The organism is Marinobacter alkalisoli, from assembly GCF_045449795.1.
Taxonomy (GTDB): domain Bacteria; phylum Pseudomonadota; class Gammaproteobacteria; order Pseudomonadales; family Oleiphilaceae; genus Marinobacter.
This window is the reverse complement of the sequence record NZ_JBJJLB010000021.1, coordinates 93,944-118,741: the sequence shown is the minus strand read 5'-3', so window position 1 is coordinate 118,741 and position 24,798 is coordinate 93,944. Positions and strand designations below refer to the sequence as shown.

Genomic DNA, 24,798 nt, shown 5'->3' with positions numbered 1-24,798 from the left:
ATGGAGCAGAAACAATGTCGATGGCTGATCGCGATGGCCTGATCTGGCTGGATGGTGAAATGGTTCCCTGGCGGGAGGCCAAAACCCACGTGCTGACCCACACCCTGCATTATGGTCTGGGGTGCTTTGAAGGGGTGCGTGCGTATAACACCGCCAACGGCCCGGCGATTTTCCGTCTGAAGGAGCACACTGATCGACTGTTCCGTTCTGCTCATATCCTGAATATGACCATGCCGTACACCAAGGAGCAGTTGAACGAGGCCCAGTGCGCGGCCGTTCGCGAGAATAACCTGGATGAAGCCTACCTGCGCCCGATGGTGTTCCTGGGGTCCGAGGGTATGGGGCTGCGTGCCGATAACCTCAAGGTCCATGTCATGGTGGCGGCCTGGAGCTGGCCATCCTACATGTCTCCGGAAGCCAAGGAGCTGGGCATCAAGGTGCGTACCTCCTCCTATACCCGCCATCACGTGAACATCACCATGTGTAAGGCAAAAGCTAACGGCAACTACATCAATTCCATGCTGGCGCTGAATGAAGCCATCGCAAGCGGTTGCGAGGAAGCGCTGTTGCTGGACAACGAAGGCTATGTGGCAGAAGGGTCTGGTGAGAACATCTTCATCATGCGTGACGGCGTATTGCATACCCCGGAGCTGACTTCCTGCCTGGAAGGTATCACCCGCGCCACGATTCTGGAATTCGCGAACGAGCTGAATATTCCGGTGAAAGAGCGCCGCATTACCCGCGATGAGGTTTACATCGCCGACGAAGCCTTCTTCACCGGCACCGCCGCCGAAGTGCTGCCCATCCGCGAGCTGGATGGCCGCGTGATCGGGGCCGGCAAGCGCGGTCCGGTTACCGAGAAGCTGCAGGCGATGTATTTCGATGCGGTTAAGGGTAAGTCGCCCGGGCACAGTGGCTGGCTGACCCACGTAAAAGGCTGATCCCGGAGCGTTTGCAAGCCGCCGTTGACTGCTTCAGCCCGGCGGCTTTGTTGTTTTCCAATCATATTGACCTGCAGGACGAGCAAATGGCAGACGTAATCAAGGTACCGGTATCGTTTGGCGAGGTGCTGGACAAAATCACCATTCTCGAAATCAAATCAGAGCGCATCAAGGACGAGGCAAAAGTCAAAAACGTCCGTCTGGAACTGAATGAGCTGAGCGCCACCTGGGACGAAGCGGTGAAAGACAAGGCGGCTGAGATTGCCGACCTGCGCAAGCAGCTGAAGGCCGTGAACGAGGAGCTGTGGGTCATCGAAGATGATATCCGCGACCAGGAAGCGGCCCAGGACTTCGGCCCGAAGTTCATCGAACTGGCCCGCGCGGTCTATGTCACCAACGACAAGCGCGCCGCCATCAAGAAAGAAGTGAACCTGGCGCTGGGCTCCCGCTTCGTGGAAGAGAAGTCCTACCAGGACTACACCGCCCGTAAGTAATTGCCTGACTGGGCGGGCGACCTACAAAAACGGCGTCAGATCACCCCAGATCCGACGCCGTTTTCGTTTCCGCTACCCGTTGAGTCTCAACCCACTTATCCAGCATGGCAGTGGCATCCTCCACCGTCACAAGCTCCATGGCACCCTCGAACTCGGCTTTCGCGCCCCAGCGTGCTTGATCCACGGTTTTACCCGTAAACTGCATCAGCGCCTCCGGATAGCGGTTAACACACCATTCCAGCGAATTGTACGGGCCCGAGCGATAAGGATTGCTGGCGGCAAAAATGCCCAACACATCGGTGCCAACTGCGCTCGCAATATGAGCCGGGCCAGTGTCCGGGGCAACCGCAAGGTCGGCGTGGGTGAGCAGGGCGGTCAGTTGCTTGAGAGTGTCCTTGCCACAGATGTTGTGGGCTTTTTCCTTCATTGCGCCCTCAATGGCGGCGCAGTATTCCGCCTCAAACGGTGCCGGGCTGCCCACCAGGGTCACCTTCATACCGTGTACACGGATGGCGTGATCCGCAAGCTGCGCGTAACGCTCAGCCGGCCAGTTTCTCAGGATGTGACTGGCGCAGGGGCTGATCACCAGGTTCAGGCGATCGTTGGCCAGCTGTTCCCGGGCAAACTCATGATCCTCCCCGGTCAGGGGAATGGTCCACCGGGGCGGCGCGGCTTTCAGTCCCAGCGGTTCCAGAAAGCTGGCCAGGCAGTCCCGCACGTGTTGCTTCGGGGCTGGTGCAATGCGCTTGTTAATAAACAGGCTGTGAAGGTCTTTGCTGCGCGCCTTGTCATAGCCAACCTTCACTTTCGCCGGAATCATGGCAGCCGCCAGGTTGGCCCGAAATGCCACCTGCATGTGCAGAAGAGCGTCGAAATGTCGATCCCGAAGCTTCTGGCGAAGCTCAGCATAGCCTTTGCGGCCGGCTTTCTTGTCAAAAATGACAAACTCCACGCCCGGGAGGTCGCCAATCAGCTTGGCTTCGATCTTGCCGATCACCCAGGTGATTTGCACGCCGGGGCACTGTTCCTGCAGGCTCAGAATAACCGGGACTACGTGGGTAACATCGCCGATAGCTGAGAGGCGCAGGATGCAGATGGAATTGATGGGCTGATGGTGGGTCTGACTGTCCAAGTTACGGTCCGTTGCGATTCTTTAACCGGCTGTTGTAGTGCCGGAAGGGTGTCGTTGGTAAACTGTGCGCCATTCTAACGTACTCCCCGGCCAACGTCTTGTGAGCCTTGGCAGGGCTATACTCGGTATCCACGGTTATGGTGTCAGTGCTCTGCGCGCCCGGCTGCGAAGACGTCGATGAGCAGTGGTTTTCTCCAGCGTTCTGGAGTGAGAAAGCGGTGCCGGTATCTGCCGGTGGCCGTGGCTGCGCATGGTTTGTCGATTCTCCCAAAGGCCCGCTAGTTCTGAGGCATTACCGGCGCGGCGGGCTGGTCGCCCGCTTCTCGGAACGCCGATATCTGTTCACGGGATACGAAAGAACCCGCTCGTTCGCGGAATTCCGGTTGTTGAGCGAACTGCGCGACAAGGGATTACCCGTGCCCAGGCCGATCGCGGCGCTGGTGGTTCGTCACGGTGCTTTCTCTTATGAAGCGGCAATTCTCATCGAAAGAATCGAGGGGGCTAAGCCTTTGCCGGAGCATCCGGCGGTTAACAGTGAGGCCCTCTGGCGCAGGGTCGGGCAGACCATTGCCAGGTTTCACCATGAGGGGCTGGATCATGTAGATCTTAATTGTGACAACATCCTCGTCGCCGGTGACCGGGTATTCCTAATCGACTTTGACCGATGCAGGCTGCATCGTGAGAAAGTTGGTTCAGCGAGTTGGAAAGATCATAATTTGAAGCGGTTGCGTCGGTCTGTGGAGAAGCGTTGCGGCCAGCTCGAGTCCGGTAGAAAGGACGTACTCTGGCATGTGCTTTTGGCCGGCTATCAAGGCGCAAGAGCTTATGGAAATACATCACGTAAATGCGATATGAATCCTTGAACAACCTAAATGGTACCACGTTGACCCAGAACACCATCACAAATCCAGATTGGGTCGGATCCAGTAGCGCCTGGGATAGAGTTTTATCCTGGCTGGCATTTCTTGCCCTGGCCTCATACCTGCTTTTCTACGTGTTGGTGCCCGATGCCTACGCATTCGGTCCGTCACTGGTGCTTTTGTTGGCCCTTCTGGTCTTTCGATGGAAAAAGCTCCTTGATGGCGTAGATAGAGAAAGTTTGGCGTTGATCGGCGTTCTCTGGCTATTTTTTCTGATGCAGGCGCTGACTTTGACGCTGCATGGCGAGGATGTGTCGGAATTTGATCTTTCCACTCGTTATGTCGCGGCCTCCCTTGTGATGCTGTTTGTATTGAAGTACGCCATCAGTGCCCGTTGGTTTTTCCTGTTTGGGGCGCTTGGTGCGCTGATGGCCGGTGCTTATGGGATATACCAGGCTGAGTTTCAGGGTATTGGTCGCGTGACTGCATTCGATAACCCCATCCATTATGGCAATGGGGCGATGGCCCTTGCGCTAATAGCGTTCTCGGGCTTTGTCTGGGCTGCAAAACAAACGCATCGGCGTTTCTGGCTGGCGATTCTTATTCTGGGCTCTGTTGGGGGAATATATGCCTCTCTTGTCTCTGGAACGCGGAGTGGTTGGATTGCCTTTCCAGTTATTGCTCTTATTGGCCTGTATGTTTTCCGGCAGCCGCTCATCAAGCGAAAGCTTATTCTCGTCCTTCTGACGATTATGATTGCAGCAGGGCTCGTTGCGGCGTCTCAATTTGATTTGGTTGAGCGTAGAATGACGATTGCAGTCAATGAGTTCATTGATTACTACGAAGATGGCCGAAACGGCACTTCAGTTGGTCTGCGACTGGACATGTGGAAGGCAGGCGTAAAGGCGTTTCAGGAAAACCCTCTGATTGGCTCTGGTCCCACTGGGACAGAGGCGGTTATCAGTGACCTTATTGTTTCGGGCCAGATACATCCTGCCGTACAGAATTTTCGCCACCTGCACAATCAATATATTGACGTGATGGCTCGGTACGGGGTGATAGGGCTTGCGTCCTACCTTTTGCTGATGGTCGTCACCTTCGGACTTTTCTTGAAAAAAACCAACTCGGATGTCCCGGAGGTTAAAGCTTTGGCGCTGGGTGGGGCTTTTTTTGTCACTCTTCATGCGGTCGTGAATTTAACCCAGAGCATGCTTGAGAGGAACATAGGCGTTACGATGTTCGTGTTCATGGTTGTATTCATCTGGGCTGTACTGAAGCGAGAAGAAGCAAGACAGATTGAGTCCGTCGATACTGTCTAGAGCGGCACGCTGCATGCCCACGACCAATTTGGATAAAAGTTTGGGAGAGACGACTTGACTGTTACCTGTTTTTTGCCGTGCCGAAAAGGTAGCGAAAGGGTGCCAAGAAAAAACATTCGGCCGATTGCCGATAAGCCTTTCGGGTTGTTGCAAATAAAGCTCGAGCAGCTCCTGGCCACCAAACTTATTGATCGAATAATACTCTCGACTAATGATGAAGAGATTATTGAGTATGCCGAAAAGTTTGAGACGTCAAAACTGGACATCCGTCTGAGAGATGATGCCCTGGCTTCCAGCAGCACCAGCACAGATGAGCTGATTGAATATGCCGGCTCGCAGATTGAAGAAGGGCATATTCTATGGACTCATGTCACGTCCCCCTTTTTGACCACACGCCTTTATGACGCAATTATTGAAAAATACCTGAAGCAACTTGAATGTGGATACGATTCTCTGATGTCCGTCAACGAGTTGCGTGGCTTTATATGGGATGAGTCCAGGCCGGTTAATTATGATCGGAATGTTGAGAAATGGCCACGGACCCAGACGCTGGAACCCTTGTACGAAATTAATAGTGGTGTCTTTCTGGCCCCGGAAAACGTGTATAAGGTGAAAGGCGATCGAATAGGTGATCGGCCATACAAGTATATTCTGGATAAAATTCAGGGCTTCGATATCGATTGGGAAGAAGATTTCCTGATGGCGGATGCAATGCTCTCTGCCGGGATATCCGAAATTTAATCCCGCGCTTCAAGATGACTAAATCTATGAATACGCAAAAAATAACGTTCCTAGACTGCACTTTACGCGATGGTGGTTATTACAACGACTGGGATTTTGATACGGATCTGATCTCCCGATACCTTGAAGCCATGGCAGCTGCTGGAGTCGATGTCGTCGAGATGGGATTGAGGACATTGAAAAACCAGGGGTTCAAAGGCGCCTGCGCTTATACCACCGACGAATTTCTTGTCAGTTTACACATTCCAGAATCTCTGTCAGTCGGGGTCATGGTGAACGCCTCTGAACTGGTTGGCGCTCGCTCGCTGGAGGATCGGTTGCAACAGCTATTTCCCTGTTGTGCGGATGATTCGCCAGTCAGTGTGGTACGTATTGCATGTCATATTCACGAGTTCGACGAAGCCGTCGAGGTGAGTGGGTGGTTGAAGAGCCGTGGCTACCGTGTTGGATTTAATTTGATGCAGGTTGCCGATAGAGCCCAGGGCGAAATTGAAACGATTGCAAAGAAAGCATCGTTGTACCCGATTGATGTCCTTTATTTCGCGGACAGTATGGGAAGCATGGCCCCGGAGCAGACAGCTCGTATCATTTCCTGGTTACGCCGCCATTGGCGGGGCGAGTTGGGTATACATACCCACGATAATCTTCGTATGGCATTACAGAATACTCTGGCGGCTTTGGGGGAAGGTGCGACCTGGGTTGACTCTACTGTGACCGGAATGGGGAGAGGCCCGGGGAACGCCAAAACAGAAGAATTGGCTATAGAGATAGCGCAATTGCGCCAGCAGCAGGTTTCACTTGTGCCCTTAATGCGGATCTTGCGGAGCGACTTCCGTCCAATGCAGGAGCGGTACGGTTGGGGGACAAACCCATTTTACTACCTTGCTGGAAAATACGGTATCCACCCTACCTACATTCAAGAGATGCTGGGGGACTCCCGTTATGATGAAGAAGATATTCTCGCTGCCATAGAGCATCTGCGCGTTGAGGGCGGGAAAAAATTCAGTATTCATACCCTTGATGCCGCCAAGCATTTTTATGGCGATGTGCAAAGCGGCAGCTGGAATCCGGCCTCGCTGCTTCGTAACACCGAGGTGCTATTGCTTGGCACTGGTCCCGGGGTCCGACGTCATAAGTGGGCACTGGAAAATTACATTCGGGAAAATAACCCGGTGGTCATAGCGCTCAATACGCAGGCTGCAATATCCTCGGAGCTAATCAGTCTCAGGGTCGCATGCCATCCTGTTCGGCTACTGGCTGATTGCCATGCTCACACGTTGCTTCCCCAGCCTTTGATAACGCCCTGGGCGATGCTGCCTGAAGACGTGAAGCTCGCGCTGCACGGTAAGGATGTATTGGACTTCGGACTTTCGGTCGAGCCGGGCGTGTTTGAATTCTCGGAGGCGTCGTGCACTTTACCGACTTCTCTCGTCGTGGCGTATGCGCTGGCGATTGCCGCGAGTGGACAGGCTTCCAGGGTTCTGATGGCCGGCTTTGATGGCTACGGTGCAGATGACCCACGAAATCGCGAAATGAAAGAATTGCTGGACCTATACCAACGGACTCCGGGAGCCAGAGAGCTTGTATCGGTAACACCCACCAGGTATGAACTCACGTCTCAATCAATTTATGGAATGAGCTAAAATTCTCCGTCTAAAATGATCGAAAACTTCCTGTTTGCCAAAAAACGCCGCGACCGATGGTGGCGCTTCAATACCTTGAAGGATGCCTTTGTTACGGCTCAGCAGGCTAACGCGAACTCGAAAAAAGAGGTTCGCGTGCTGGACCGTGCGCTCCGCCGCATTGGCTATGCTCGCGCTCCTGAGGGTCTGATTCCGTTTTGGCGTGAACTGGTGAACCATGGTGCTGTACGGAAGAGGCAGCTCCAGGCTGGCGATGTAATAAAGATCGAGGCACTTGCTCATGAGCTAAACCCCGAGACGCTCCCTGCCAGCTGCTGGCTCGACCTTTATCGGCTGTGTATCGGGGTTGGTTTTTTTCAGCCCGGCAGAATTCTCAGAGACCATGGATTAGCTCGAATGGCCTCAGACGCCACGCGGGACGATGCAGTGAGTGTTGAGAACCTGGCGTTGGGGATTTACGCAGAGCTTGAGAATGGCAACTTCGGGGCTGCTACATCTTTGTTGAATAACCTGGAACACATGGAACGTAATGAACAGCGGCGTTCGCAAGCCCGTTGGTTTCTTCAACTATTGCAGGGCAACTGGGAGCAAGACACTCATGGCTTCGTTGGTTCCGCAACAGCGATTGATCTAGAGTTTGGAAGCTTCATCGAAGGTAAGCGAATCGCTCTGGTCGGACCAGTGCCGAGTGAAAAAGCGCAGGGAGCTGAAATTGATAGCCACGATGTCGTTGCGAAGTTTGGCTACAGAGGGGGCGATAAGGGGCGTGATCCTGAAACGCAGGGGGAGCGTCTGGACGTCAGTTATTACAACAACACCCAGGCTCAACAACTGGCGCAGTCTGATTATGACGCGGTTTTCTCCTCTATTCGCTGGGCGGTATGCCACAATCGAAAGGGACGTGCTCTGTTTCCCGCAGATTATCCCGGGGTTAGGCAGCTTGCATCTTTTCAGTGGCTGCTGGCGGATACCCATTTTAATGCGGGGCCCAATGCGATTATAGATATGCTCCGCTTTCGTCCTGCAGGCATCCGTGTGTTCAATACGGACCTGATGTTGTCCTCAGGCCGGTTTGTAGGGTATACCCCGGCCGGTGCCAAGCCCGTCGATTATACTCGCTCCTTCATCAAAACCCATGATCCCATACTGCAGTACCAAGTCATGCAGCGACTCTGGGAGGTGGGTTATCTTTCAGGCGACGATCGCTTCAACGAAGTGATGGGCATGGGGCTCCAACGTTACCTTGATGAACTCCAGCAAGCACATGGAGCCAGGGAGCAAGCACTCATTTAAGGGCTAACGATGTCTTGTTCATTCGATTACCGTCAGTGTCGTGTAGTTTCGAACCTGGACGAACTGGCGAGCCGCAGGCTCGTTGATGGAGTTTTTGAGGGTGAATTACCTCGGGAAAAAGTTTTCCGCGACAATTGGCGAACGCTGAGTGCACGGGTACGTTTTCTTGACGAGTCATTGTTGCTGAAGGTTCCCCGGGCACGAAATGGCCGGCGCTGGGAGCGTTTCCTGACGCGCTTTCGGGAGAGTGACGCGTTGCGAACTTTCCGGCACATAGAGCAGTTGTCTGGTATGGGATTTGGCGCACCGGATCCGGTCCTGGCATGCGAGTACCGGCACAAAGGTGTCGTTGTCGATTCTTTCGTCTGTTATCGATTCGTCGAGGGGCGGCCGGCTGGTCCGCAAGATGCGAGCAAAATTCTCGCAACACTCCGGGCGCTGCACGAACGTGGATATCTTCGAAGTGATGCGCAACTGGCTAACTTCCTGATTGTGGAAGAATCGGTCACCTTTATTGATTTTCGGTTGAAGAAGCCGCGATTCCTACCCCGGTTACAGAAAGCGAGGGAAATAGATCGTTTCCTGAGAAGCTGTCCCGAGGCTCGCGGCTTCCTCTCCCGCGAAGAGATCTCGTCTTTCTGGCTTCGATTGGCCTCCGGCCTGGAAGCAGCCAGTTTCAGTTTGCGGAGCCTGAAACGGCGGATACGGGAACGAAGGAAAGCGACACGCTGAGAGAACCGCAGGCGCAAACTGTCTTGTTAGGATTCAAGGATAACTGAAGTATGAAAAAAGCGGTTCTTTTCTGTCCTTCCCGTGTCTGGGGTGGCATTGAAAAAAATGTACATCTCAGGGCCCGGTTTCTGGGGGAGGCCGGTGTAAAGGTATATGTGGTCCTGCTTCAGGGGTATTTCGCAGATCGCTTTGCTGATCTGGAGAATGTCACAGTCATTGAAGTTAAATCACGAGGTGGGGATCTCAATCTTTTCGTTGTCGCAAATTATGTGAAGATTCTCAGGAAAATCAGGCCTGATGTTGTTTTCGCTGCTCTGAAAAAGGATTGGTGGCTGGTGACATTGGCTTCGAGCCTTGCGGGTGTTGATCGCGTTGTGCTCTACCTAGGGATCTCGCGAAGAGTGAAGAGCCCTATCAAGTATTTTGCGATCTTCCGGCTGATGAAAGCTGTTTTGATGGTTAACAGCGACTCTCTCAAGAATGAAATGTTGAAGTATCCCCGCTTTTTCGACGACCGCAATGTTTTCAAGGTTTGCAACGGCTTTGATCTTCCTCCTCCGGAAGAAAAACCAATGAATTTCAGAGAGCTCCTCAACCTTCCATCCGACACCGTCATTGTCGGTTGTGCTGGACGCTTCAGTCCGCAAAAGGGATTCGACCTTTTGCCGGATATCCTTTCCAGGCTTCCGGACAATGTGCATGTCGTTCACGCGGGAGAGGGAGAATTTGAAGATGAGATCAAGTCGGCCATCAATAATAGGCAGGAAGCTGCGAGAATCCATTTCCTTGGTTACCAGAAAAACATGCACGCTTTCTTCAAGGGAATTGATCTTTTCCTGCTGTGTTCAAGGAACGAGGGTATGGCGAATGTTCTGAACGAGGCAATGAGTCACGGTAAGCCCGTGGTTTCAACCCTTGTGCCAGGAAGCGAGGAATTGCTGGCACACGGTAAATACGGTGTTCTGGCAGATGTAAATGATGTAGAAGCCTTGGCTCGGGGGATTCGGGCAATCGTTGACGGGGAGCATGTCTACTCTCCGGAGGAACTTCGGGATTGGATTCATCAGGAGTTCGGGCTCCACCGAATGATTCGCGAAACAAACAGGCTCTTTTTTGAGTCTGAACCGTGTTGATTATCATGCGGGACACTAAAAAGGCATCAGTTCATTTTTCGTATTAAGGGTAATCTTTGGCTACTAAGTATCGGCTTCGGGCGTTTTGGATAGACACTTGGAACAGGCTGCGGTTTGGCACTGAAGCGCCGCGTTACGCGGAACGGATCTGGGTGAAGCCCTCACAATGTCAGCGATACATTGAGGCCGCGGATTTGACGGCCCACTTTGGTTCCCGGGTTCGGCAGATGTCTGGTCGAGTTGTGACTGAATGGCCGAGTTCGCTGGAGCAGTCATTTGATCGGCATCCCAAGCTGACCTATTGCTGGTCTCACTGGCGTGACGGGAAGAATTGGGAAGAGTCTGGCGCAATCGGGTTCATGCTTGGAAAAATTGCGGTTTCGCCGACTGGAGTGACAGATAAGTGCCGTACTCCTGAAGATGTTGCCAAGCGTTTTGACGCGCTTGATGCCATCTGGGCCGATGTCAGATCCCGGGGCAGTCTTCCATCACGCAGGGATCTGGACCCCACCAACTTTCGTGAGGTTGGGGGCGTTCTGGTGCATCTCGGGCCCGGTGGTGAGCCGATATTTTCCGGCGCGGGCTGCCACCGCTTTGCCATGGCGCTAATGATGGACAAGCCTTTTCCGGCTCAGCTTGGAGTTGTACACGTGTCTGCCTTGGAGAGTCTTCGCGACTTTCGCACAGAGTCGACACGTACCCAGGCATCGCCGCGTGGGGCCGAGATTGATTAAAGTGATCATTGGAGCTAAAGGATGTCTGTTTTGAATCAGTACAAGACCTGGGTGTTCGATTGTGATGGGGTTCTGCTGAACTCGAACCGGGTAAAGACTGACGCATTTTTTGAGGCCGCAAAGCCATACGGCGCGGACAAGGCACAGGCGTTGGTGGACTATCATGTCCGGCATGGGGGCATTTCCCGTTACGTGAAGTTCGAAGCTTTTTTAACCGAGATAGTGGGGCGGGAAGCCGTTGACGACGATGAGCTGGGCGATTTGCTTGATCGCTACGCTGGGTATGTGAAGCAGGGGTTGCGGGATTGTGAGGCCGCGTCAGGATTGGAACGGCTTCGGATATTGACTCGGGGAACAAGATGGCTGGTCGTCTCTGGGGGTGACCAGGAAGAATTAAGAGAAGTGTTCAGTGCCAGAGGGCTGGCTGCTCACTTTGACGGCGGTATTTTCGGTAGTCCCGACAACAAGGATGAAATACTGAGCAGGGAGATAGCTTCCGGCGCCATTGCATTGCCTGCGGTTTTTGTGGGCGACAGTCAGTATGATATTGAGGCTGCATCCCGGGCCGGGCTGGATTTTATATATCTCAGCCAGTGGAGTGAATCCGATTATAACTTTCAGGGCGCGTCACTCAGGCTGAAATCTATCGAATCCATTGTTGAGCACATGGCCTAGGGGCTGAGTTCGGGTTCCGCCAAAAACGCCTCAACCACCGTCCTGGCACTGAACGCCTCAAGCCACTCCGGTTTGACCTCAATAGGCAGTTTGCCAATCGCGGATTCAAGCCCCTGTGCCAGTCCTTCCGGCGTGCTCGGTGTCAGGTATTGTTCAAGCTCGCCCTGGAACACAAATCGCACGCCGCCACGGCTGTCCGTGGACAGAATGGGCGTACCGCAGGCCAGCGCTTCGGTCAGCACGATGCCCAGTCCTTCGTACTCGGAAGCAAGCACAAACAGGTCGGACCGATGCATCCAGGGGTAGGGGTTGGTGCGCTTGCCGGCGAACATCACCCGGTCTGCTATTCCGAGTGACCGGGCTTTTTGTTCAAGCTCCTGACGTAACGGGCCTTCCCCTACAATCACCAGTTGATGGGGAATCCTGGCTTTTGCAAAGGCCTCCAGCAGGAGGGCGTGGCCTTTTTGGGGAACCAGTCGCGCGACGTTCACGATGTAGGGTGCTGAAGGTATGTCCGGATCGTTATCCCGGGCCATGGCCTGGATTTGCTCAACAGGGCAGGGGTTGGTGATCACCCGCAGACTCTTCGGTTCGATATTGCCTTTCTCGAACGCTTCCTGAGCCGACTCCAGAACACCAGACGAAACACAGGCCAGGTGCCGATTGTGGAACACCAGCTTCCATTCCAGCTTTTTTTGCCACAGAGGCCGGTCGTAATGGATAACATTTTCCAGTACGTAGATGTTGCGGTCGTCGCGGAAGGACCAGAAATACTTGAAAGTGCCCAGTCCGCGAAACACGATACGGTCAAAGCGGCCATGCTGTCGCTCAAGTTTCTGGATATGGCGCTTCAGTAACCATCCGCTGAGCCACCCGACCCACATGAAGTGGGATTTTGGTAGCAATACGCCAAGAAGAAGGCGGGACAGCAGGAAAACCGGAATGCCAATCACCGACTTGAGCAGCGCCTGCTGTTGATCAAAGTGATGAAGCTTCACCCCTTCATGGGCAGGCTGCAGGTCGTTGGGACGGTTCCGGCAGGATAACAGGTGGCTCTCGTGACCCTCTTCGGCGAAGGCGTCAGCCAGATTGACGGCAACGCGCTCCATACCACCCATCTTGAGGCTGTGAATGACGACCAGGGTTCTCATGCGGTGGGTTTCTTCTCGATTCCGTTGACCGCCCAGAACGTGCGGTTATCTTTCACCGCTTTACGAATGGCGCGGTTCTTTGCCCAGATCTCCGGTTTGGAGTAGCCGCGGGCATGATCCAGATGCAGGCACACGGTGCTGTAGCGGATCTGTTTCGATTTGTGGCCGTAGTTCCACAGGCGTTCGCCCAACTCCCGGTCCAGTCCGCCGTACTGCATATCCTCGTTGAATCCGTTCACCGCGATCAGGTCTTTCGTCCAGGTGGAGCTGTTCATGCCATTCCAGCTGGCGGCAGCGGGGGTAACGGAGTTCATCAGCTTTTTCACTAACGGAGAAGGCGATAGCTTCCAGAGTTTGTGGGTTTTGGGCTGGCCATTTGCGACGAGCCACTTGGGGTCAAAGATTACCCCGGAGCGGATGTCATCGTCGGAAATTGTTTCAGACACCGGCATGGTGAGCTTGATGTAGCCACCGGACAAAAAGTACCCGGGCTCTGCCAGAGTGCGATGGCTTTCAATAAAGCGCGGCTCGGGAATACAGTCACCGTCGGTAAAGATCAGGTAATCACAACTGGTTTCATGGATCGCCTTGTTGAGGATCTGGCACTTACGGAAGCCGTCGTCCTCATGCCAGACGTGATCAATCGTGAGAATGCCGCGTTCCCTGAAGCTTTCGATCAGTTGTCGGGTTTCGTCTGTGGAGCCGTCATCGGCCACGATGACACGAAAGTCTTTCCAGGTCTGGTTTTCATACCCGGTCAGTACCTTGCCAAGCCACAAGGGGGAATTGTAGGTGGTGATAACCACGCCAATGGATTGTGGTGTCATAACTTAGTCGGGCCCGTGACGGTGTCGCATTAAAATCAGGGACCTAGTATACACGCGCTCGCGGCTTGTTTCCTGTCAGGGATTCTTACGATCGGGACGGATCAACGACACAGCTTCTTGGGGTTATAGGGATTAGGGGTTCCCGGCGTCAGGTGGCGGAAACGCTTGTACTCCCATTGATACTGCTCTGGAATTTCGCGCACGCAGTTTTCGATCGACAGGTTCAGTGCGGTCGTCGCGACGACAGGATCGGTGGCATCCATATCCGGTTCGCATTCGCGAATGATCAGGCGGAAGCCCTTGCCGTCTTTCAACCGCTCGGAGAAAGTCATCAGCGGCGTGGCGCCGGACTTCTGAAGGAGTTTTGATACCAGGGTCATGGTCCGAACGTTCAGTCCGAAAAACGGTGCATGGGCGACCCCTTTCGCGCGGGGGCTCTGGTCAGGGAGAATCCCGGTAACGCCGCCTTCCCGTAAAAGGGTAATCATGCGTGCGAGACCGCGCCGGTCACCACGCACCAGTTCAGAGCCAATACGTCCGCGCACCCGGATCATGTAATCCTCGAATTCACGGATGTGGGGCGGGCTGTATAGCGCCGCCATTTTATGGCGGGAAGAAAAATACAGACCGGTCAGTTCCCAGTTGCCCAGGTGAGGTGCCAGCAGCACCAGCCCTTTACCTTTGGCGAGTGCGTCGTTGACCAGATGTTCACCCTCAATCTCCCGAATCAACCCCAGGCAATCTTCAACTGGCCATTCCCACATCAGAGGAATTTCCATCAGGGTCTGGCCGGTATGGCGCAGGCTTGAGCGAGCCAGGTCCCTTCGCTGGTGTTCGGGCATCTCTGGGAAGCAGATGCGCAGGTTCGTGTCCGTCACTTTGCGTGACTTACTGTTGAATACCCAGCCCAGCGTGCCGAGCATACGGCCAATCAATTGCGCGCCTCGCAAGGATAGCTTGCCGGCCAGTTTGAGGGCGAGGATCAGGAATGTTGCTTTGGAAACGGCCATGGATAGGGACATCATCTCTAATAGTCGGACTGAGCGGAAGCTATCACCATCGGCCCCGTGCGGCAAGGCGGTACCGGGAAACTACAGTTTCTGGGAACGCTCCCAGCTTTGTTGCCGGTCGCTTAGCTCCCATTCTATCCGCAGGTAGAAACGCTGGATGCGCCGGGAGATATACCGCTGCCGCCAGGCGGGTATGGCCGAGAGTTTGTTTGGGATAGTAGGGGCGCCGAGTCCGTCGACCAGGTACAGTTCCGGCCGCCGCTCCGGCTCTACCACAACGAGATTATGGGGCAGCAGGTTGCGGGTGAGGATGCCGGTGTTCAGGAGCCAGTTACAAAAGCGCCCGACAGCTTCCTGTATGGGATGATCAAATCCCTGGCGTTGAAGGTAGTGTTCCAGGGTTTCGGCGGGCTGATTGTGGTCGTCCAACAAGAGCTCGCTGACGTTAGCGCTTCCCAGAGAGGTTTGTACCGCGCCATGGAAACGGGGCAGGTGCTGCCAGACTGCCTCGGCCTGTCCCTGCGCAACCAACTGACGAATGGCACTTTGATGGTGGGCCTTCAGCTCCTGGGCATTATCATCAATCCGTTTTTTGCCCAGCAGCTTTTTGGCCAGGGGCTGGCGCTGGAAGCGGGCCTCTATGTTTTCAGGGCGCAGCACTTTCAGGCACAGCCGGGGGTTGTCGGGGTGCCGAAAACAATGCCGGTTGGCGCCGGAAGCAAACGGTGTCTCCGTCGACAGATCAATCATGGTGATGGTTCCTGAAAAGCTGTCGATAAGTGTCTTCGGTTCGGGAGGCCATGCTGTCGATCGTCAATTCTGTCCTCGCATACTCCATTGCGTGGCGCTCGGCGTCACGGAGTTGTTCCAGTGCTGACAGGTGCGTGGCCAGTAGTTGAGAGAGGGCTTCGGCAGAATGGTTCTCTGCCAAGGCTATGGCCGGTAACAGCTCCTTTGCTCCGGCCACGGGGGTGGCAAGGACCGCGCACCCGGATTGCAGTGCTTCAATGAGAACGTAAGACAACCCTTCCCGGTGCGAGCTGATGATGCAAACGTCGGCATGCTGAAGCCAGGTCTCCGGGGTGCTCTGAAAGCCGGCCAGTGACACTCGCGACGACAGGCCCGTGGCGGCAATCTGCGCTTCCAGCGAGGTTCGCTGGCTACCCTCCCCGATGATAGTGAGCTGCGCGTCGTTGTTAAGCCGTTTCCAGGCCTGGATCAGTAAATCAAAGCCTTTGACGGGCTCAAGGCGGCCAATCGCGACGGCCTGTATGGAGGATCTTTTGCTAAAGGGCGAGGGCAAAACAGACGAGCCCTGGCACGCGGAGCTCCCATTGTAGATCAGTGTCATGTTCGGGTGCTTGAGTGTTGCCATAACTGCCTGGCTAACGCCGATAACGGCGTCCATCCTCTCAAGCCCTCGATGGCTCTTTTTAATGCCGTGGACGGTGCCAATGCGTTTGGCCGGCAGCTTCAGTTGGCTCAGCAAAGCGATGGCTTTGTTGCCCTGTCCGTGGCAAAGATCGGGGGCTAAATGGCGAAGCAAACTCCGAAGTTTCAGGTACAGAATGGGATTGCGCCTGCCCAGATGCATTGGCATCGGGTGGACATGCACGTTGTTGCTGAATTGGTTCTGGTAGGCCGGGTGCGCAATCAGGTGAAGGGTATGACCTCTCCGGGCAAGTGCGTCCGCCAACTCGGCTGTGTGCTTTTCCATGCCTCCCCAGGTTGTGCCGGGGGTTGCAAGCACCATGGCGATGGTCAGCGGGAGCTCAGCAGTCACAAAGTTCGCCTTTGGTCTTCAGCAGGCGTTCATAAACGGAGAGGGTTGCTTCCGTCTGTGCTTCCAGTCGAAATCGCCGGGGCACCCGGATGTCGTCGCCCTGCGTGGTAAGAAGTCGCAAGGCGGCCTGTGCGAAGGCATGGGTATCATCAGGCTCCACCAGCCCCTCCGGAAAACAGGCTCGCAGGGTTTCCGCCGCACCGCCACGATCGAAGGCTACCACCGGTGTGCCGGAGGCCAGGGCCTCAGTGACGGTGCGACCGAAGGGTTCCGGCTTGGTGGACATGTGACAGACCAGGTCCGACAACAGGTACAGCTCGGCCATGTCATTGCGCTGCCCCAGGAACGTAATGTGTTGTGCCAGTCCCAATTCCTCCCGTCGCCGTTCCAGCTCTTCCATGAAGCGGTCCTTGCCGGGTTCCACACCGCCGACAATGATTCCGTGGCAATCGGGATTCTTTTGAACAATCTCTGCCATGGCTTCCAGAAACATCAACTGGCCTTTCCAGCGGGAGATTCGCCCGGGCATCATGATGATGCGTTTGTCTCGCAGGTGCGGGTGCTGTTCCATCAGCCGGGCGTGCCAGGCGGAATCCAGAGTCTGGCTCCGGAATCCATCCACGTCGACCCCGCGCTGAATAACGGTCAGCTTGTCCTCGGGAACGTGGAAATTACGAATGATGTAATCCCGCACGCAATCAGAAACAGCAATGATATGGTCCGCCTTGGCCATAATGGCGCTGTAGGGGTTGACGGAATACATGCCATGGAACGTTGAGACCAGGACCGGGCGTTCGTGTGCGGGCAGTCCGCGCCAGGCCAGCCAGGTGATCCAGGCGGGCATGCGGGAGCGAACGTGGACTACGTCCGGCCGGATGTCCTCCAGCAAGCGTCGCATGGGCAGGATTTGCCCGAACGAGGCTGGGGATTTGCGATGAACCGGCATGGTGACATGGACCGAGCCCTGGGCTTCCAGTTGCCCAACCAGGGGCCCCCCGTTGGACACCACGAATGACTCGTGGCCCCGCTTGACCAGTTCGGCGGAGAATTCCACGGTGCCACGCTCAACACCGCCACTGTGCAGGGCGGGCAGAATCTGGAGAACTCTCACCGCGAACCTCGACTGAGGAAAAGGCGGATCAGCCACTGGGCAGCCCGGTCTGCTTCCCACAACCGGAGCTTTTCCCCGGACGAACGGTCCATAACGTTGCTATGATCGCTCCAGCGGGCAACCTGGCCCCGTTCTACCAACAGTTCAATGCCCCGTGCTACCCGGCTGCCTGCCTTCGGGGGCAGCTGAAACAGGCCGGTCGGAACGCCGGATGTGGCCGCTTCACACACCATGGACATGCTGTCGGGAGTGACCCAGGCGGCGCCAGAGGCGGATAGCTGATGGGCAAGCCAGTCTTCGTGAGTACGCTTGGGGTCCACTACGCTCACCCGGATGCTGTCCAGTTCTTCAAGGCGTTCCGCCAGGGCTTTTGGCGTGCGGCGGGAGCTGCTGATGGTCCAGCGCCAGCTCGGGTAATCCGCGATCAATTGACCGATCTGGTCGAACACCACGTTGTCATCCCATTCAAAGTGGGGGGACGGGCCGCCTATCAGGACCAGAGCCTCGGGTTTTTCCGTGATACGTGCCAGGGGCGTAATGCTGTTGATAACACCTTGTGTGGTGAGAGTCCGTTTGCCGGGGCTGACTCCGTCATGCTCCGGAAGGATCACGGCGTCTGCCCATCTCATGGGAAACGCAGGTTTCATCAGCACCACGGTTTTTGCCCGTGCGGTACGACGAAGCGCCAGCAACAGCCGATGTGTGGAGGCGCCGGCCGCAATGATAAGCGTGGGGGAGGGCAGTGAAGGCATGGACGCGGGCGCTATGCCCAAAAGGGCATGCCACAAGGATACCCGATGCTCCCCGGCGTCAACCCAGTGGAGTGCGGCCCCGGCCCGAACCCGCAGGCGATTGCCGATTCCCTTGAGCTGGTTCCGGTGTCCCGGTTTGTTATCGGTCAGTAACCAGACCACTGGGGCATCAGTCTGCATTCAATGCGGGTCCTTGCGATAGAGATCCGGGTCGTCTTTCGAGGGCCGGGTTTTGAAGCGTCTGTGCATCCAGAGATACTGATCCGGATGGCGTCTGACTTGCTGTTCAATAGTGTGGTTGACCAGTGTGGCATCTGCCATGTCATCACCGGAGGGAAAGTTATCCAGTGGTGGATGGAAGTAGATGTCATATCCGGGTTGATCATCCCGTCGGAAGTGGCTGAATGGTACCACCGCACACCCGCTGCGTTCTGCAATTCGCGAGGTTGCGGTAATGGACCCGGCCGGCACGCCGAAGAAGGGCGCAAACACGATGCCCTTGCGCCCGTAGTCCTGGTCGGTGGCATACCAGACAATGCGATTCTGTTTGAGCTGCTTCAGCAGGCCGCGCAAGTTCCTGCTGTCCAGGGCAATACCGTAGCGCCGCTCACGGGCGCGGGTCATGACGGCGTTCATTAACGGATTGTTGTGGTCCCGCTGCATGACGTCGGCCTCGATGAATTCGGTGACCAGGCTGCCACCCAGATCCAGTGTGCTGTAATGACCACCGAGCAACAGGATGCCTTTGCCCTTGGCCAGTGCGGCATCCACATGCTCCAGTCCATGCACGGTGGTCACCGGCAGGTAGGTTTTTGGGTCGCGGAACCATGCCAATCCGATTTCCATCATACCGATACCGTTGGAGTGAAAGGCCTTGCGAACCAGCTGTTGTTGCTCCCGCTCCGACAGCTCCGGAAAGCACAGGCGGATATTCACCTCGGTAATATGACGGCGGCGGGGAATCAGGCGGTACGCAAGCTCGCCGATCACTTTGCCGATCCGCCATTGCAATCCCAGGGGCAGCCTCGACATCAGCCACATCAGGGCAATGCCAATCCAGGTTGGCCACCAGCGAGGGTGGCGATAACTTGTATATCGGGTATCGCGTTTTTTTGCGGGGCGCTTGCTCACGCTCGGGTCATCTCGTCTGTGTTTCGGTTATGAAACCGGAGTTTAGCAGGGTGTTTCCTGTCGACTAAAGTAGGAATGCAGGCGAACGGTCCTGTGATTCGGTAGAATGCTCCCCGAATCGCCGTCCCGGAGACTCCATGCTGCACTTTTTTTACTCTCTGTTTTTTCGCCTTGCGCTGCCATTTGTATTGTTGCGTTTGTGGTGGCAAGGGCGCCGTAACCCCGAGGCCTGGAAGCGCTGGCAGGAACGTCTGGGGTACGTTGAGCAGTCGTCGGAACCGGTGATCTGGGTGCATGCTGTGTCAGTGGGAGAGACCATTGCCGCAGCGCCGCTGGTGAAGGCGTTGCTACGCCGTAATCCCGACACGCCAATCCTGATGACTGCGATGACGCCGACCGGGTCCGCCAGGGCAAAAGCCATGTTCGGCGACCAGGTTCGCTACGCTTATTCCCCCTACGATACACCCGGCGCGGTCCGTCGGTTTGCCGAGCGGGTTCGCCCGATGGCGCTGGTGATTATGGAAACCGAACTCTGGCCCAATATGATTGCCAATACCTTCCGCCACGATGTGCCCATATTCCTGATCAATGCCCGCTTGTCTGAGCGGTCCGCCAGGGGCTACGAGCGGGTGCCGTCGCTGGTCCGACCGTTATTGCAGAGCATCTGCTGGATTGCCGCCCAGGCAGAGGAAGATGCCGGGCGCTTCCTGCGGATCGGCGCCACGCGGGAATCCGTCTCGGTGACAGGGAGCATCAAGTTTGACGTGGATATCTCCGCATCACTCAGGGCGGAAGCTGCGGCCGTGAGAAACCAGCTTGGAGAGCACCGCCCGGTCTGGATCGCTGCCAGCACCCACGAAGGGGAAGATCGCAAGATTCTGGAAGCCCATAAGGCTGTGTGCCGGAAATTTCCCGATGCCTTGCTGGTGATTGTGCCCAGGCATCCTGAGCGTTTTGATGACGTCGCTGAGCTGACGGAATCGGTGGGCTTGCAGCTGTCACGCCGGTCAGCAGCGGCAGGTCCCGTCTCAACGGAAGTCCAGGTCTATCTCGGCGACACCATGGGGGAGTTGCTGATGCTGTATGGCGCTTCTGATATTGCCTTTGTCGGCGGCTCGCTGATCGAGCGGGGTGGCCACAACCCCCTGGAGCCGGCTGCCTGGGGTATGCCTGTGCTGTCTGGCCCTCACATCTTCAATTTTGAAACCATCTACAACCGTTTGAATGCCGGGCATGGTCTTTATCTAACACCATCCACTGACGCGCTGGCGGACTGTGTAATGGCTCTGCTGGCCGATCCGGACTCCGCCAAGCGGACGGGAGACAGCGCCCTGGCCGTAGTGAATGCCAATCGCGGCGCTTTGGAAAAGGTCGTGGATGGTATTGTCGAGCGGGTGTGATGCCCCTCCGGCGCAAGGGCGCCGGAGGGAAGAAAGTCGACTTACTGAGTCGGGTTCCCGATGGTTTCCTCTTCGTTGGCCAGGGCCTCAATGCCCGGAGCCGAGGCGCTCAGCCAGTTGTTGAGGTCGATCAGGTCCTGAGGGCTCAGGGTGCCGGCGGCCTGCTTCAGGCTGAGGGTGTTGATGACGTAGTCATAACGGGAATTGGCGTAATCCCGCAGCGCTACGTAGTAAGCACGCTCTGCATCCAGTACTTCCACGATATTGCGGGTACCGACCTCATAACCGGCGCGGGTGGCATCCAGCGCACTACGGCGGGAGATGATGGTCTGTTCCAGGGCGGACGCCGTTTCAATATTGGTATTCACCGTGCGGAACAGGCTGCGGGTGTTGACCCGAACATCCCGGCGCGTGGTCTCCAGGCCCTGTTCGGCCACGGTGACCAGTGAGCGCTGTTGGCGAACCCCGGCCTGGGTGCCGCCCCCCATGTACAGTGGCACGTTCAGGGTTACACCGATCACCGCTTCGGTTGTGGTGCCGTCTGCCCGTTGTTGTACCGGAGCCGAACCATTGTCCAGGCCATCAATCTCGCTTTTACCGTATGAGGCGTTCAGGTCCAGAGTCGGGTAGTGGCCGGCCTTGGATACCTTCAGGTTCGCCTCGCTGGTGTTAAGCTCATACATCGCTGACTGAATGGACCAGTTTTGTTCCAGTGCGGTCATTTCCCACTTGGTGGGGTCCATCGGCTCGGGGCGACCCAGTGGGAAATTCTCCCGTAGATTATCCAGCTCTTCCGTGTACTCGCCGGTCAGGCGCGCCAGTTGTTCGCGGGCGATGTCCAGGTCACTTTCGGCGGCGATACGCTGGCTTTTGCTGTCGTCGTAGCTGGCGCGGGCCTCGTACACTTCGGTAATCGCGATCAGGCCGACATCGAAGCGTTCCTGGGCCTGTTCATACTGGCGCTGAATTGCCGCTTCGGTCGCCCGGGCGGTGGTCAGGGTGTCCGCAGCCCTCAGTACATTGAAATAGGCGGTTGCGACGTCAAGAATCAGCTGCTGTTGTGCCAGGTTGTACTCTGCCCGGGCCGCCTCGCTCTGAAATTTGCTGGCGTCGTAGCCATACCAGGCATCGGCCCGGAACAGGGGTTGGGTCAGCCGGACACCATAGGCCAGTGTGGTGTAGTCCACGTCCTGATTGGAGCTTTCGGAGTCGGTGTAATTGGCTTCACCGAAGGCATTGACCTGGGGTAGCAGATTTGCGCGGCTCACATCCGTGCCGGCTTCCTGGGCCTCAAAGCTGGCACGTGCCGCTGCGATTCCGGAGTCGTAGGAAAGCGCTTTCTCGTAGGTTTCGATCAAATCCATGGCCAAGGCGGGTTGTGCCGCGAGCAAGCCAATCATTCCTGAAAGCAATCGTTTCTTCATTGTGTCTCCTGGTACGTAAGCACGTCTGCTCCACTCCGGAGCGCTTATGTTGCAATCTGATGGATACTTTCGGTCAACAGTGAACGAGTTTGGCTGGTCATTATGGACAATAATTGCCCGCATCTCTACACTTGCAAACGGCACTCATTTAGAGTGTCATGTAACACGAATTCGCGTCTTGACGGGGTGCTGGCCTGAAGGAAATCAGGCTGGCTGAGATTGCAACGCAGAACCCGCGACCTGATCCGGATAATACCGGCGTAGGGATTAAGACAACATTGCTGTAAGCCACGTGGAACCCCCTTGGATGAAATCCTTCAGCGGGGCCCTGACAGGGAAAACACAGTGCCTGCGGCTCCGTCATACGCGACCCGATATTCCCCCAACTGTTCCGGGAGCGCATGATGACAGACTTACCTTCCTACCTGAGTGATTCAGCCAAAGTTGATTCGGCCGCAATCAAACCGTTACCAAGCTCACGAAAGATCTACGTGCAGGGTAGCCGAGCGGACCTCCGAGTGCCTATGCGGGAAATTACTGTGCAGGACACGCCGACCGAAATGGGGGGTGAAAAGAACCCCCCGGTTATGGTGTACGACACCTCCGGCCCCTATACCGACCCCGAAGCCACCATTGATCTGCGCAAAGGCCTGCAACCGATCCGTGCCGCCTGGATAGAAGAGCGGGGCGATGTCGAGCAACTGGATGGTTACACGTCCGAGTTCACCCGTCGGCGCATGAAAGATCCCCAGCTTGATCCGCTTCGTTTCATGGACGAGCGCAAGCCTCTGAAAGCCAAGCCTGGCAAGAATGTCAGCCAGATGTACTACGCCCGGCAGGGTATTATCACCCCGGAGATGGAGTACATCGCCATCCGGGAAAACATGAAGTTGCAGGAAGCGAGGGACAACGGGCTGCTGAAGGATCAGCATCCAGGCCAGTCTTTCGGGGCATCGCTGCCGGAGGAGATCACACCGGAGTTCGTGCGTGACGAAGTTGCCCGCGGGCGCGCCATCATTCCCGCCAACATCAACCACCCGGAAACCGAGCCGATGATCATCGGCCGCAACTTCCTGGTCAAAATCAACGGCAACATCGGAAACTCCGCCGTCAGTTCCTCCATCGAGGAAGAAGTGGAAAAGCTCACCTGGGGCATCCGCTGGGGCGCGGATACCATCATGGACCTGTCCACCGGCAAGAACATCCACGAAACCCGTGAGTGGATCATTCGCAACTCTCCGGTACCCATCGGTACAGTGCCCATCTACCAGGCGTTGGAAAAAGTCGGTGGCGTCGCCGAAGACCTGACCTGGGAAGTCTTCCGGGATACGCTGATCGAACAGGCGGAGCAGGGCGTGGATTACTTCACCATCCATGCCGGCGTACGTTTGCACCACGTGCCCATGACCGCCAAGCGCACCACCGGCATTGTGTCCCGCGGTGGCTCCATCATGGCGAAATGGTGTCTGGCTCATCACAAGGAAAGCTTCCTGTACGAGCATTTCGAAGACATCTGCGAAATCATGCAAGCCTACGACGTGTCTTTCAGCCTCGGTGATGGCCTGCGCCCCGGCTCTGTTGCCGATGCCAACGACGCGGCCCAGTTCGGTGAACTGGAAACCTTGGGCGAACTGACCAAAATCGCCTGGAAGCATGATGTCCAGTGCATGATCGAAGGCCCCGGCCACGTGCCCATGCAGCTGGTAAAAGAGAACATGGACAAGCAGCTGGAATGCTGTGACGAAGCCCCGTTCTACACCCTTGGCCCGCTGATCACCGACATCGCGCCAGGTTACGATCACATCACCTCCGGCATCGGCGCCGCGATGATTGGCTGGTACGGCTGCGCCATGCTCTGCTACGTCACCCCGAAAGAGCACCTGGGGCTGCCCAACAAGGACGACGTCAAAACCGGCATCATCACCTACAAGATCGCCGCTCACGCCGCCGACCTGGCCAAGGGGCATCCGGGCGCCCAGATCCGTGACAACGCCCTGTCCAAAGCCCGTTTCGAGTTCCGCTGGGAAGACCAGTTCAACCTCGGCCTCGACCCGGACACCGCCCGTGCCTACCACGACGAAACCCTGCCCAAGGAATCCGCCAAGGTGGCTCACTTCTGTTCCATGTGCGGGCCGAAGTTCTGTTCCATGCAGATTTCCCAGGAGGTTCGGGAGTACGCGAAGGAGCACGGCCTTGACGAGGTGTCTGCGGTCGACGCTGGCATGCAGGAGAAGTCCCGGGAGTTTGTTGAATCCGGGAGCAAGCTCTACGACAAGATCTGACTGTGGAGTGTGGATCCGATAGCCTGATGGTTTAGTGGGGGAGCCGGGGTGGCAGGGCTGTCCAGGAGACGCCTCAAGACGTCCTGTTCGGCTTGGGCTCCGCCATCCCTGGCTCCGCACACTCCTGAACAGCCCTGCCACCCCGGCTCAAGCAAACTGTCGAGTTATACCGGCAGTTTCTTACAGTCTGGATGGTCCAGATTCGGACCTAGTCTGCTGAAGTATTTTCC

23 protein-coding genes and 1 riboswitch are annotated in these 24,798 nt (G+C 56.2%); of the genes, 13 read left to right on the top strand and 10 right to left on the bottom strand.

Annotated features, from left to right (window positions below; all coding sequences use genetic code 11):
* The first annotated feature begins 14 nt into the window (after positions 1-14).
* Positions 15-941, top strand: coding sequence for a branched-chain amino acid transaminase (locus ACJO3M_RS10195; RefSeq protein ID WP_407001292.1), 927 nt, complete (start codon positions 15-17; stop codon positions 939-941).
* Between the two features lie 86 nt (positions 942-1,027).
* Positions 1,028-1,435, top strand: a complete 408-nt coding sequence (locus ACJO3M_RS10190) for a DUF6165 family protein (RefSeq protein ID WP_407001291.1) — start codon at positions 1,028-1,030, stop codon at positions 1,433-1,435.
* A gap of 40 nt (positions 1,436-1,475) precedes the next feature.
* On the opposite strand, the gene ACJO3M_RS10185 is transcribed toward ACJO3M_RS10190, so the two are convergent.
* Entirely contained in the window at positions 1,476-2,540 is a 1,065-nt protein-coding gene (locus ACJO3M_RS10185) for a glycosyltransferase family 9 protein (protein WP_407001313.1), read from the bottom strand.
* 164 nt (positions 2,541-2,704) lie between these two features.
* On the opposite strand from ACJO3M_RS10185, the gene ACJO3M_RS10180 reads away from it, so the two are divergent.
* The 9 genes from ACJO3M_RS10180 to ACJO3M_RS10140 all read left to right on the top strand — a co-directional run bounded on the left by ACJO3M_RS10180 (position 2,705) and on the right by ACJO3M_RS10140 (position 11,697).
* A complete protein-coding gene (locus tag ACJO3M_RS10180) occupies positions 2,705-3,430 on the top strand; it encodes a 3-deoxy-D-manno-octulosonic acid kinase (protein ID WP_407001290.1) in 726 nt (241 codons plus the stop codon).
* Between the two features lie 20 nt (positions 3,431-3,450).
* Positions 3,451-4,746: an O-antigen ligase family protein gene (locus ACJO3M_RS10175; protein ID WP_407001289.1), complete on the top strand. Its 1,296-nt coding sequence runs from the start codon at positions 3,451-3,453 to the stop codon at positions 4,744-4,746.
* Positions 4,747-4,800: 54 nt separating this feature from the next.
* Positions 4,801-5,487 (top strand): acylneuraminate cytidylyltransferase family protein, encoded by a 687-nt coding sequence (locus ACJO3M_RS10170; RefSeq protein ID WP_407001288.1) that lies wholly within the window; start codon positions 4,801-4,803, stop codon positions 5,485-5,487.
* A 26-nt stretch (positions 5,488-5,513) separates the two neighbouring features.
* Entirely contained in the window at positions 5,514-7,130 is a 1,617-nt protein-coding gene (locus ACJO3M_RS10165) for an aldolase catalytic domain-containing protein (RefSeq protein WP_407001287.1), read from the top strand.
* 15 nt (positions 7,131-7,145) lie between these two features.
* Positions 7,146-8,423: a hypothetical protein gene (locus ACJO3M_RS10160; RefSeq protein ID WP_407001286.1), complete on the top strand. Its 1,278-nt coding sequence runs from the start codon at positions 7,146-7,148 to the stop codon at positions 8,421-8,423.
* Positions 8,424-8,432: 9 nt separating this feature from the next.
* Entirely contained in the window at positions 8,433-9,155 is a 723-nt protein-coding gene (locus tag ACJO3M_RS10155) for a protein kinase family protein (RefSeq protein ID WP_407001285.1), read from the top strand.
* Between the two features lie 50 nt (positions 9,156-9,205).
* A complete protein-coding gene (locus ACJO3M_RS10150; RefSeq protein ID WP_407001284.1) occupies positions 9,206-10,288 on the top strand; it encodes a glycosyltransferase in 1,083 nt (360 codons plus the stop codon).
* A 227-nt stretch (positions 10,289-10,515) separates the two neighbouring features.
* Positions 10,516-11,022, top strand: coding sequence for a PAS domain-containing protein (locus ACJO3M_RS10145; RefSeq protein ID WP_407001283.1), 507 nt, complete (start codon positions 10,516-10,518; stop codon positions 11,020-11,022).
* A 21-nt stretch (positions 11,023-11,043) separates the two neighbouring features.
* On the top strand, positions 11,044-11,697 hold the full coding sequence (locus ACJO3M_RS10140; protein ID WP_407001282.1) for an HAD family hydrolase: 654 nt from the start codon (positions 11,044-11,046) through the stop codon (positions 11,695-11,697).
* On the opposite strand, the gene ACJO3M_RS10135 is transcribed toward ACJO3M_RS10140, so the two are convergent.
* From ACJO3M_RS10135 to lpxL, 8 genes are all read right to left on the bottom strand, one after another.
* Positions 11,694-12,848 (bottom strand): glycosyltransferase, encoded by a 1,155-nt coding sequence (locus ACJO3M_RS10135; protein WP_407001281.1) that lies wholly within the window; start codon positions 12,846-12,848, stop codon positions 11,694-11,696. The genes ACJO3M_RS10140 and ACJO3M_RS10135 overlap by 4 nt on opposite strands.
* Positions 12,845-13,675, bottom strand: a complete 831-nt coding sequence (locus ACJO3M_RS10130) for a glycosyltransferase family 2 protein (RefSeq protein ID WP_407001280.1) — start codon at positions 13,673-13,675, stop codon at positions 12,845-12,847. The genes ACJO3M_RS10135 and ACJO3M_RS10130 overlap by 4 nt, the downstream gene beginning before the upstream one ends.
* A gap of 101 nt (positions 13,676-13,776) precedes the next feature.
* Positions 13,777-14,685 (bottom strand): lysophospholipid acyltransferase family protein, encoded by a 909-nt coding sequence (locus tag ACJO3M_RS10125; RefSeq protein ID WP_407001279.1) that lies wholly within the window; start codon positions 14,683-14,685, stop codon positions 13,777-13,779.
* Positions 14,686-14,766: 81 nt separating this feature from the next.
* The gene (locus ACJO3M_RS10120; RefSeq protein WP_407001278.1) at positions 14,767-15,435 is read right to left on the bottom strand and encodes a YrbL family protein; all 669 of its coding nucleotides are present in this window, start codon (positions 15,433-15,435) and stop codon (positions 14,767-14,769) included.
* Entirely contained in the window at positions 15,428-16,468 is a 1,041-nt protein-coding gene (locus ACJO3M_RS10115) for a glycosyltransferase (RefSeq protein WP_407001277.1), read from the bottom strand. Before ACJO3M_RS10115 ends, ACJO3M_RS10120 begins: the two co-directional genes overlap by 8 nt.
* The gene (locus ACJO3M_RS10110; RefSeq protein WP_407001276.1) at positions 16,458-17,579 is read right to left on the bottom strand and encodes a glycosyltransferase family 4 protein; all 1,122 of its coding nucleotides are present in this window, start codon (positions 17,577-17,579) and stop codon (positions 16,458-16,460) included. Before ACJO3M_RS10110 ends, ACJO3M_RS10115 begins: the two co-directional genes overlap by 11 nt.
* Positions 17,576-18,511: a mitochondrial fission ELM1 family protein gene (locus tag ACJO3M_RS10105; protein ID WP_407001275.1), complete on the bottom strand. Its 936-nt coding sequence runs from the start codon at positions 18,509-18,511 to the stop codon at positions 17,576-17,578. The genes ACJO3M_RS10110 and ACJO3M_RS10105 overlap by 4 nt, the downstream gene beginning before the upstream one ends.
* Complete coding sequence (gene lpxL, locus ACJO3M_RS10100; protein WP_407001274.1) at positions 18,512-19,462, bottom strand: LpxL/LpxP family Kdo(2)-lipid IV(A) lauroyl/palmitoleoyl acyltransferase; 951 nt, start codon at positions 19,460-19,462, stop codon at positions 18,512-18,514.
* Between the two features lie 137 nt (positions 19,463-19,599).
* Here lpxL and waaA point away from each other — a divergent pair, with 137 nt between their 5' ends.
* The gene (gene waaA, locus ACJO3M_RS10095) at positions 19,600-20,862 is read left to right on the top strand and encodes a lipid IV(A) 3-deoxy-D-manno-octulosonic acid transferase (protein WP_407001273.1); all 1,263 of its coding nucleotides are present in this window, start codon (positions 19,600-19,602) and stop codon (positions 20,860-20,862) included.
* Positions 20,863-20,903: 41 nt separating this feature from the next.
* Here the strand turns inward: waaA and ACJO3M_RS10090 are convergent, their stop codons facing one another.
* Positions 20,904-22,286 (bottom strand): TolC family outer membrane protein, encoded by a 1,383-nt coding sequence (locus ACJO3M_RS10090; protein ID WP_407001272.1) that lies wholly within the window; start codon positions 22,284-22,286, stop codon positions 20,904-20,906.
* A 172-nt stretch (positions 22,287-22,458) separates the two neighbouring features.
* Positions 22,459-22,570: riboswitch (TPP riboswitch) on the top strand.
* 120 nt (positions 22,571-22,690) lie between these two features.
* On the opposite strand from ACJO3M_RS10090, the gene thiC reads away from it, so the two are divergent.
* On the top strand, positions 22,691-24,568 hold the full coding sequence (thiC, locus tag ACJO3M_RS10085; protein ID WP_407001271.1) for a phosphomethylpyrimidine synthase ThiC: 1,878 nt from the start codon (positions 22,691-22,693) through the stop codon (positions 24,566-24,568).
* The last annotated feature ends 230 nt before the right edge of the window (positions 24,569-24,798 follow it).

Coding starts and splice junctions, on each gene's coding strand:
- ACJO3M_RS10190 (WP_407001291.1), top strand. CDS start 1,028: ATGGCAGACGTAATCAAGGTACCGGTATCGTTTGGCGAGGTGCTGGAC.
- ACJO3M_RS10105 (WP_407001275.1), bottom strand. CDS start 18,511: ATGCAGACTGATGCCCCAGTGGTCTGGTTACTGACCGATAACAAACCG.
- thiC (WP_407001271.1), top strand. CDS start 22,691: ATGACAGACTTACCTTCCTACCTGAGTGATTCAGCCAAAGTTGATTCG.
- ACJO3M_RS10130 (WP_407001280.1), bottom strand. CDS start 13,675: ATGACACCACAATCCATTGGCGTGGTTATCACCACCTACAATTCCCCC.
- ACJO3M_RS10090 (WP_407001272.1), bottom strand. CDS start 22,286: ATGAAGAAACGATTGCTTTCAGGAATGATTGGCTTGCTCGCGGCACAA.
- ACJO3M_RS10140 (WP_407001282.1), top strand. CDS start 11,044: ATGTCTGTTTTGAATCAGTACAAGACCTGGGTGTTCGATTGTGATGGG.
- ACJO3M_RS10180 (WP_407001290.1), top strand. CDS start 2,705: ATGGTGTCAGTGCTCTGCGCGCCCGGCTGCGAAGACGTCGATGAGCAG.
- ACJO3M_RS10135 (WP_407001281.1), bottom strand. CDS start 12,848: ATGAGAACCCTGGTCGTCATTCACAGCCTCAAGATGGGTGGTATGGAG.
- ACJO3M_RS10155 (WP_407001285.1), top strand. CDS start 8,433: ATGTCTTGTTCATTCGATTACCGTCAGTGTCGTGTAGTTTCGAACCTG.
- ACJO3M_RS10165 (WP_407001287.1), top strand. CDS start 5,514: ATGAATACGCAAAAAATAACGTTCCTAGACTGCACTTTACGCGATGGT.
- ACJO3M_RS10120 (WP_407001278.1), bottom strand. CDS start 15,435: ATGATTGATCTGTCGACGGAGACACCGTTTGCTTCCGGCGCCAACCGG.
- ACJO3M_RS10195 (WP_407001292.1), top strand. CDS start 15: ATGTCGATGGCTGATCGCGATGGCCTGATCTGGCTGGATGGTGAAATG.
- ACJO3M_RS10145 (WP_407001283.1), top strand. CDS start 10,516: ATGTCTGGTCGAGTTGTGACTGAATGGCCGAGTTCGCTGGAGCAGTCA.
- ACJO3M_RS10160 (WP_407001286.1), top strand. CDS start 7,146: ATGATCGAAAACTTCCTGTTTGCCAAAAAACGCCGCGACCGATGGTGG.
- ACJO3M_RS10150 (WP_407001284.1), top strand. CDS start 9,206: ATGAAAAAAGCGGTTCTTTTCTGTCCTTCCCGTGTCTGGGGTGGCATT.
- ACJO3M_RS10125 (WP_407001279.1), bottom strand. CDS start 14,685: ATGGCCGTTTCCAAAGCAACATTCCTGATCCTCGCCCTCAAACTGGCC.
- waaA (WP_407001273.1), top strand. CDS start 19,600: ATGCTGCACTTTTTTTACTCTCTGTTTTTTCGCCTTGCGCTGCCATTT.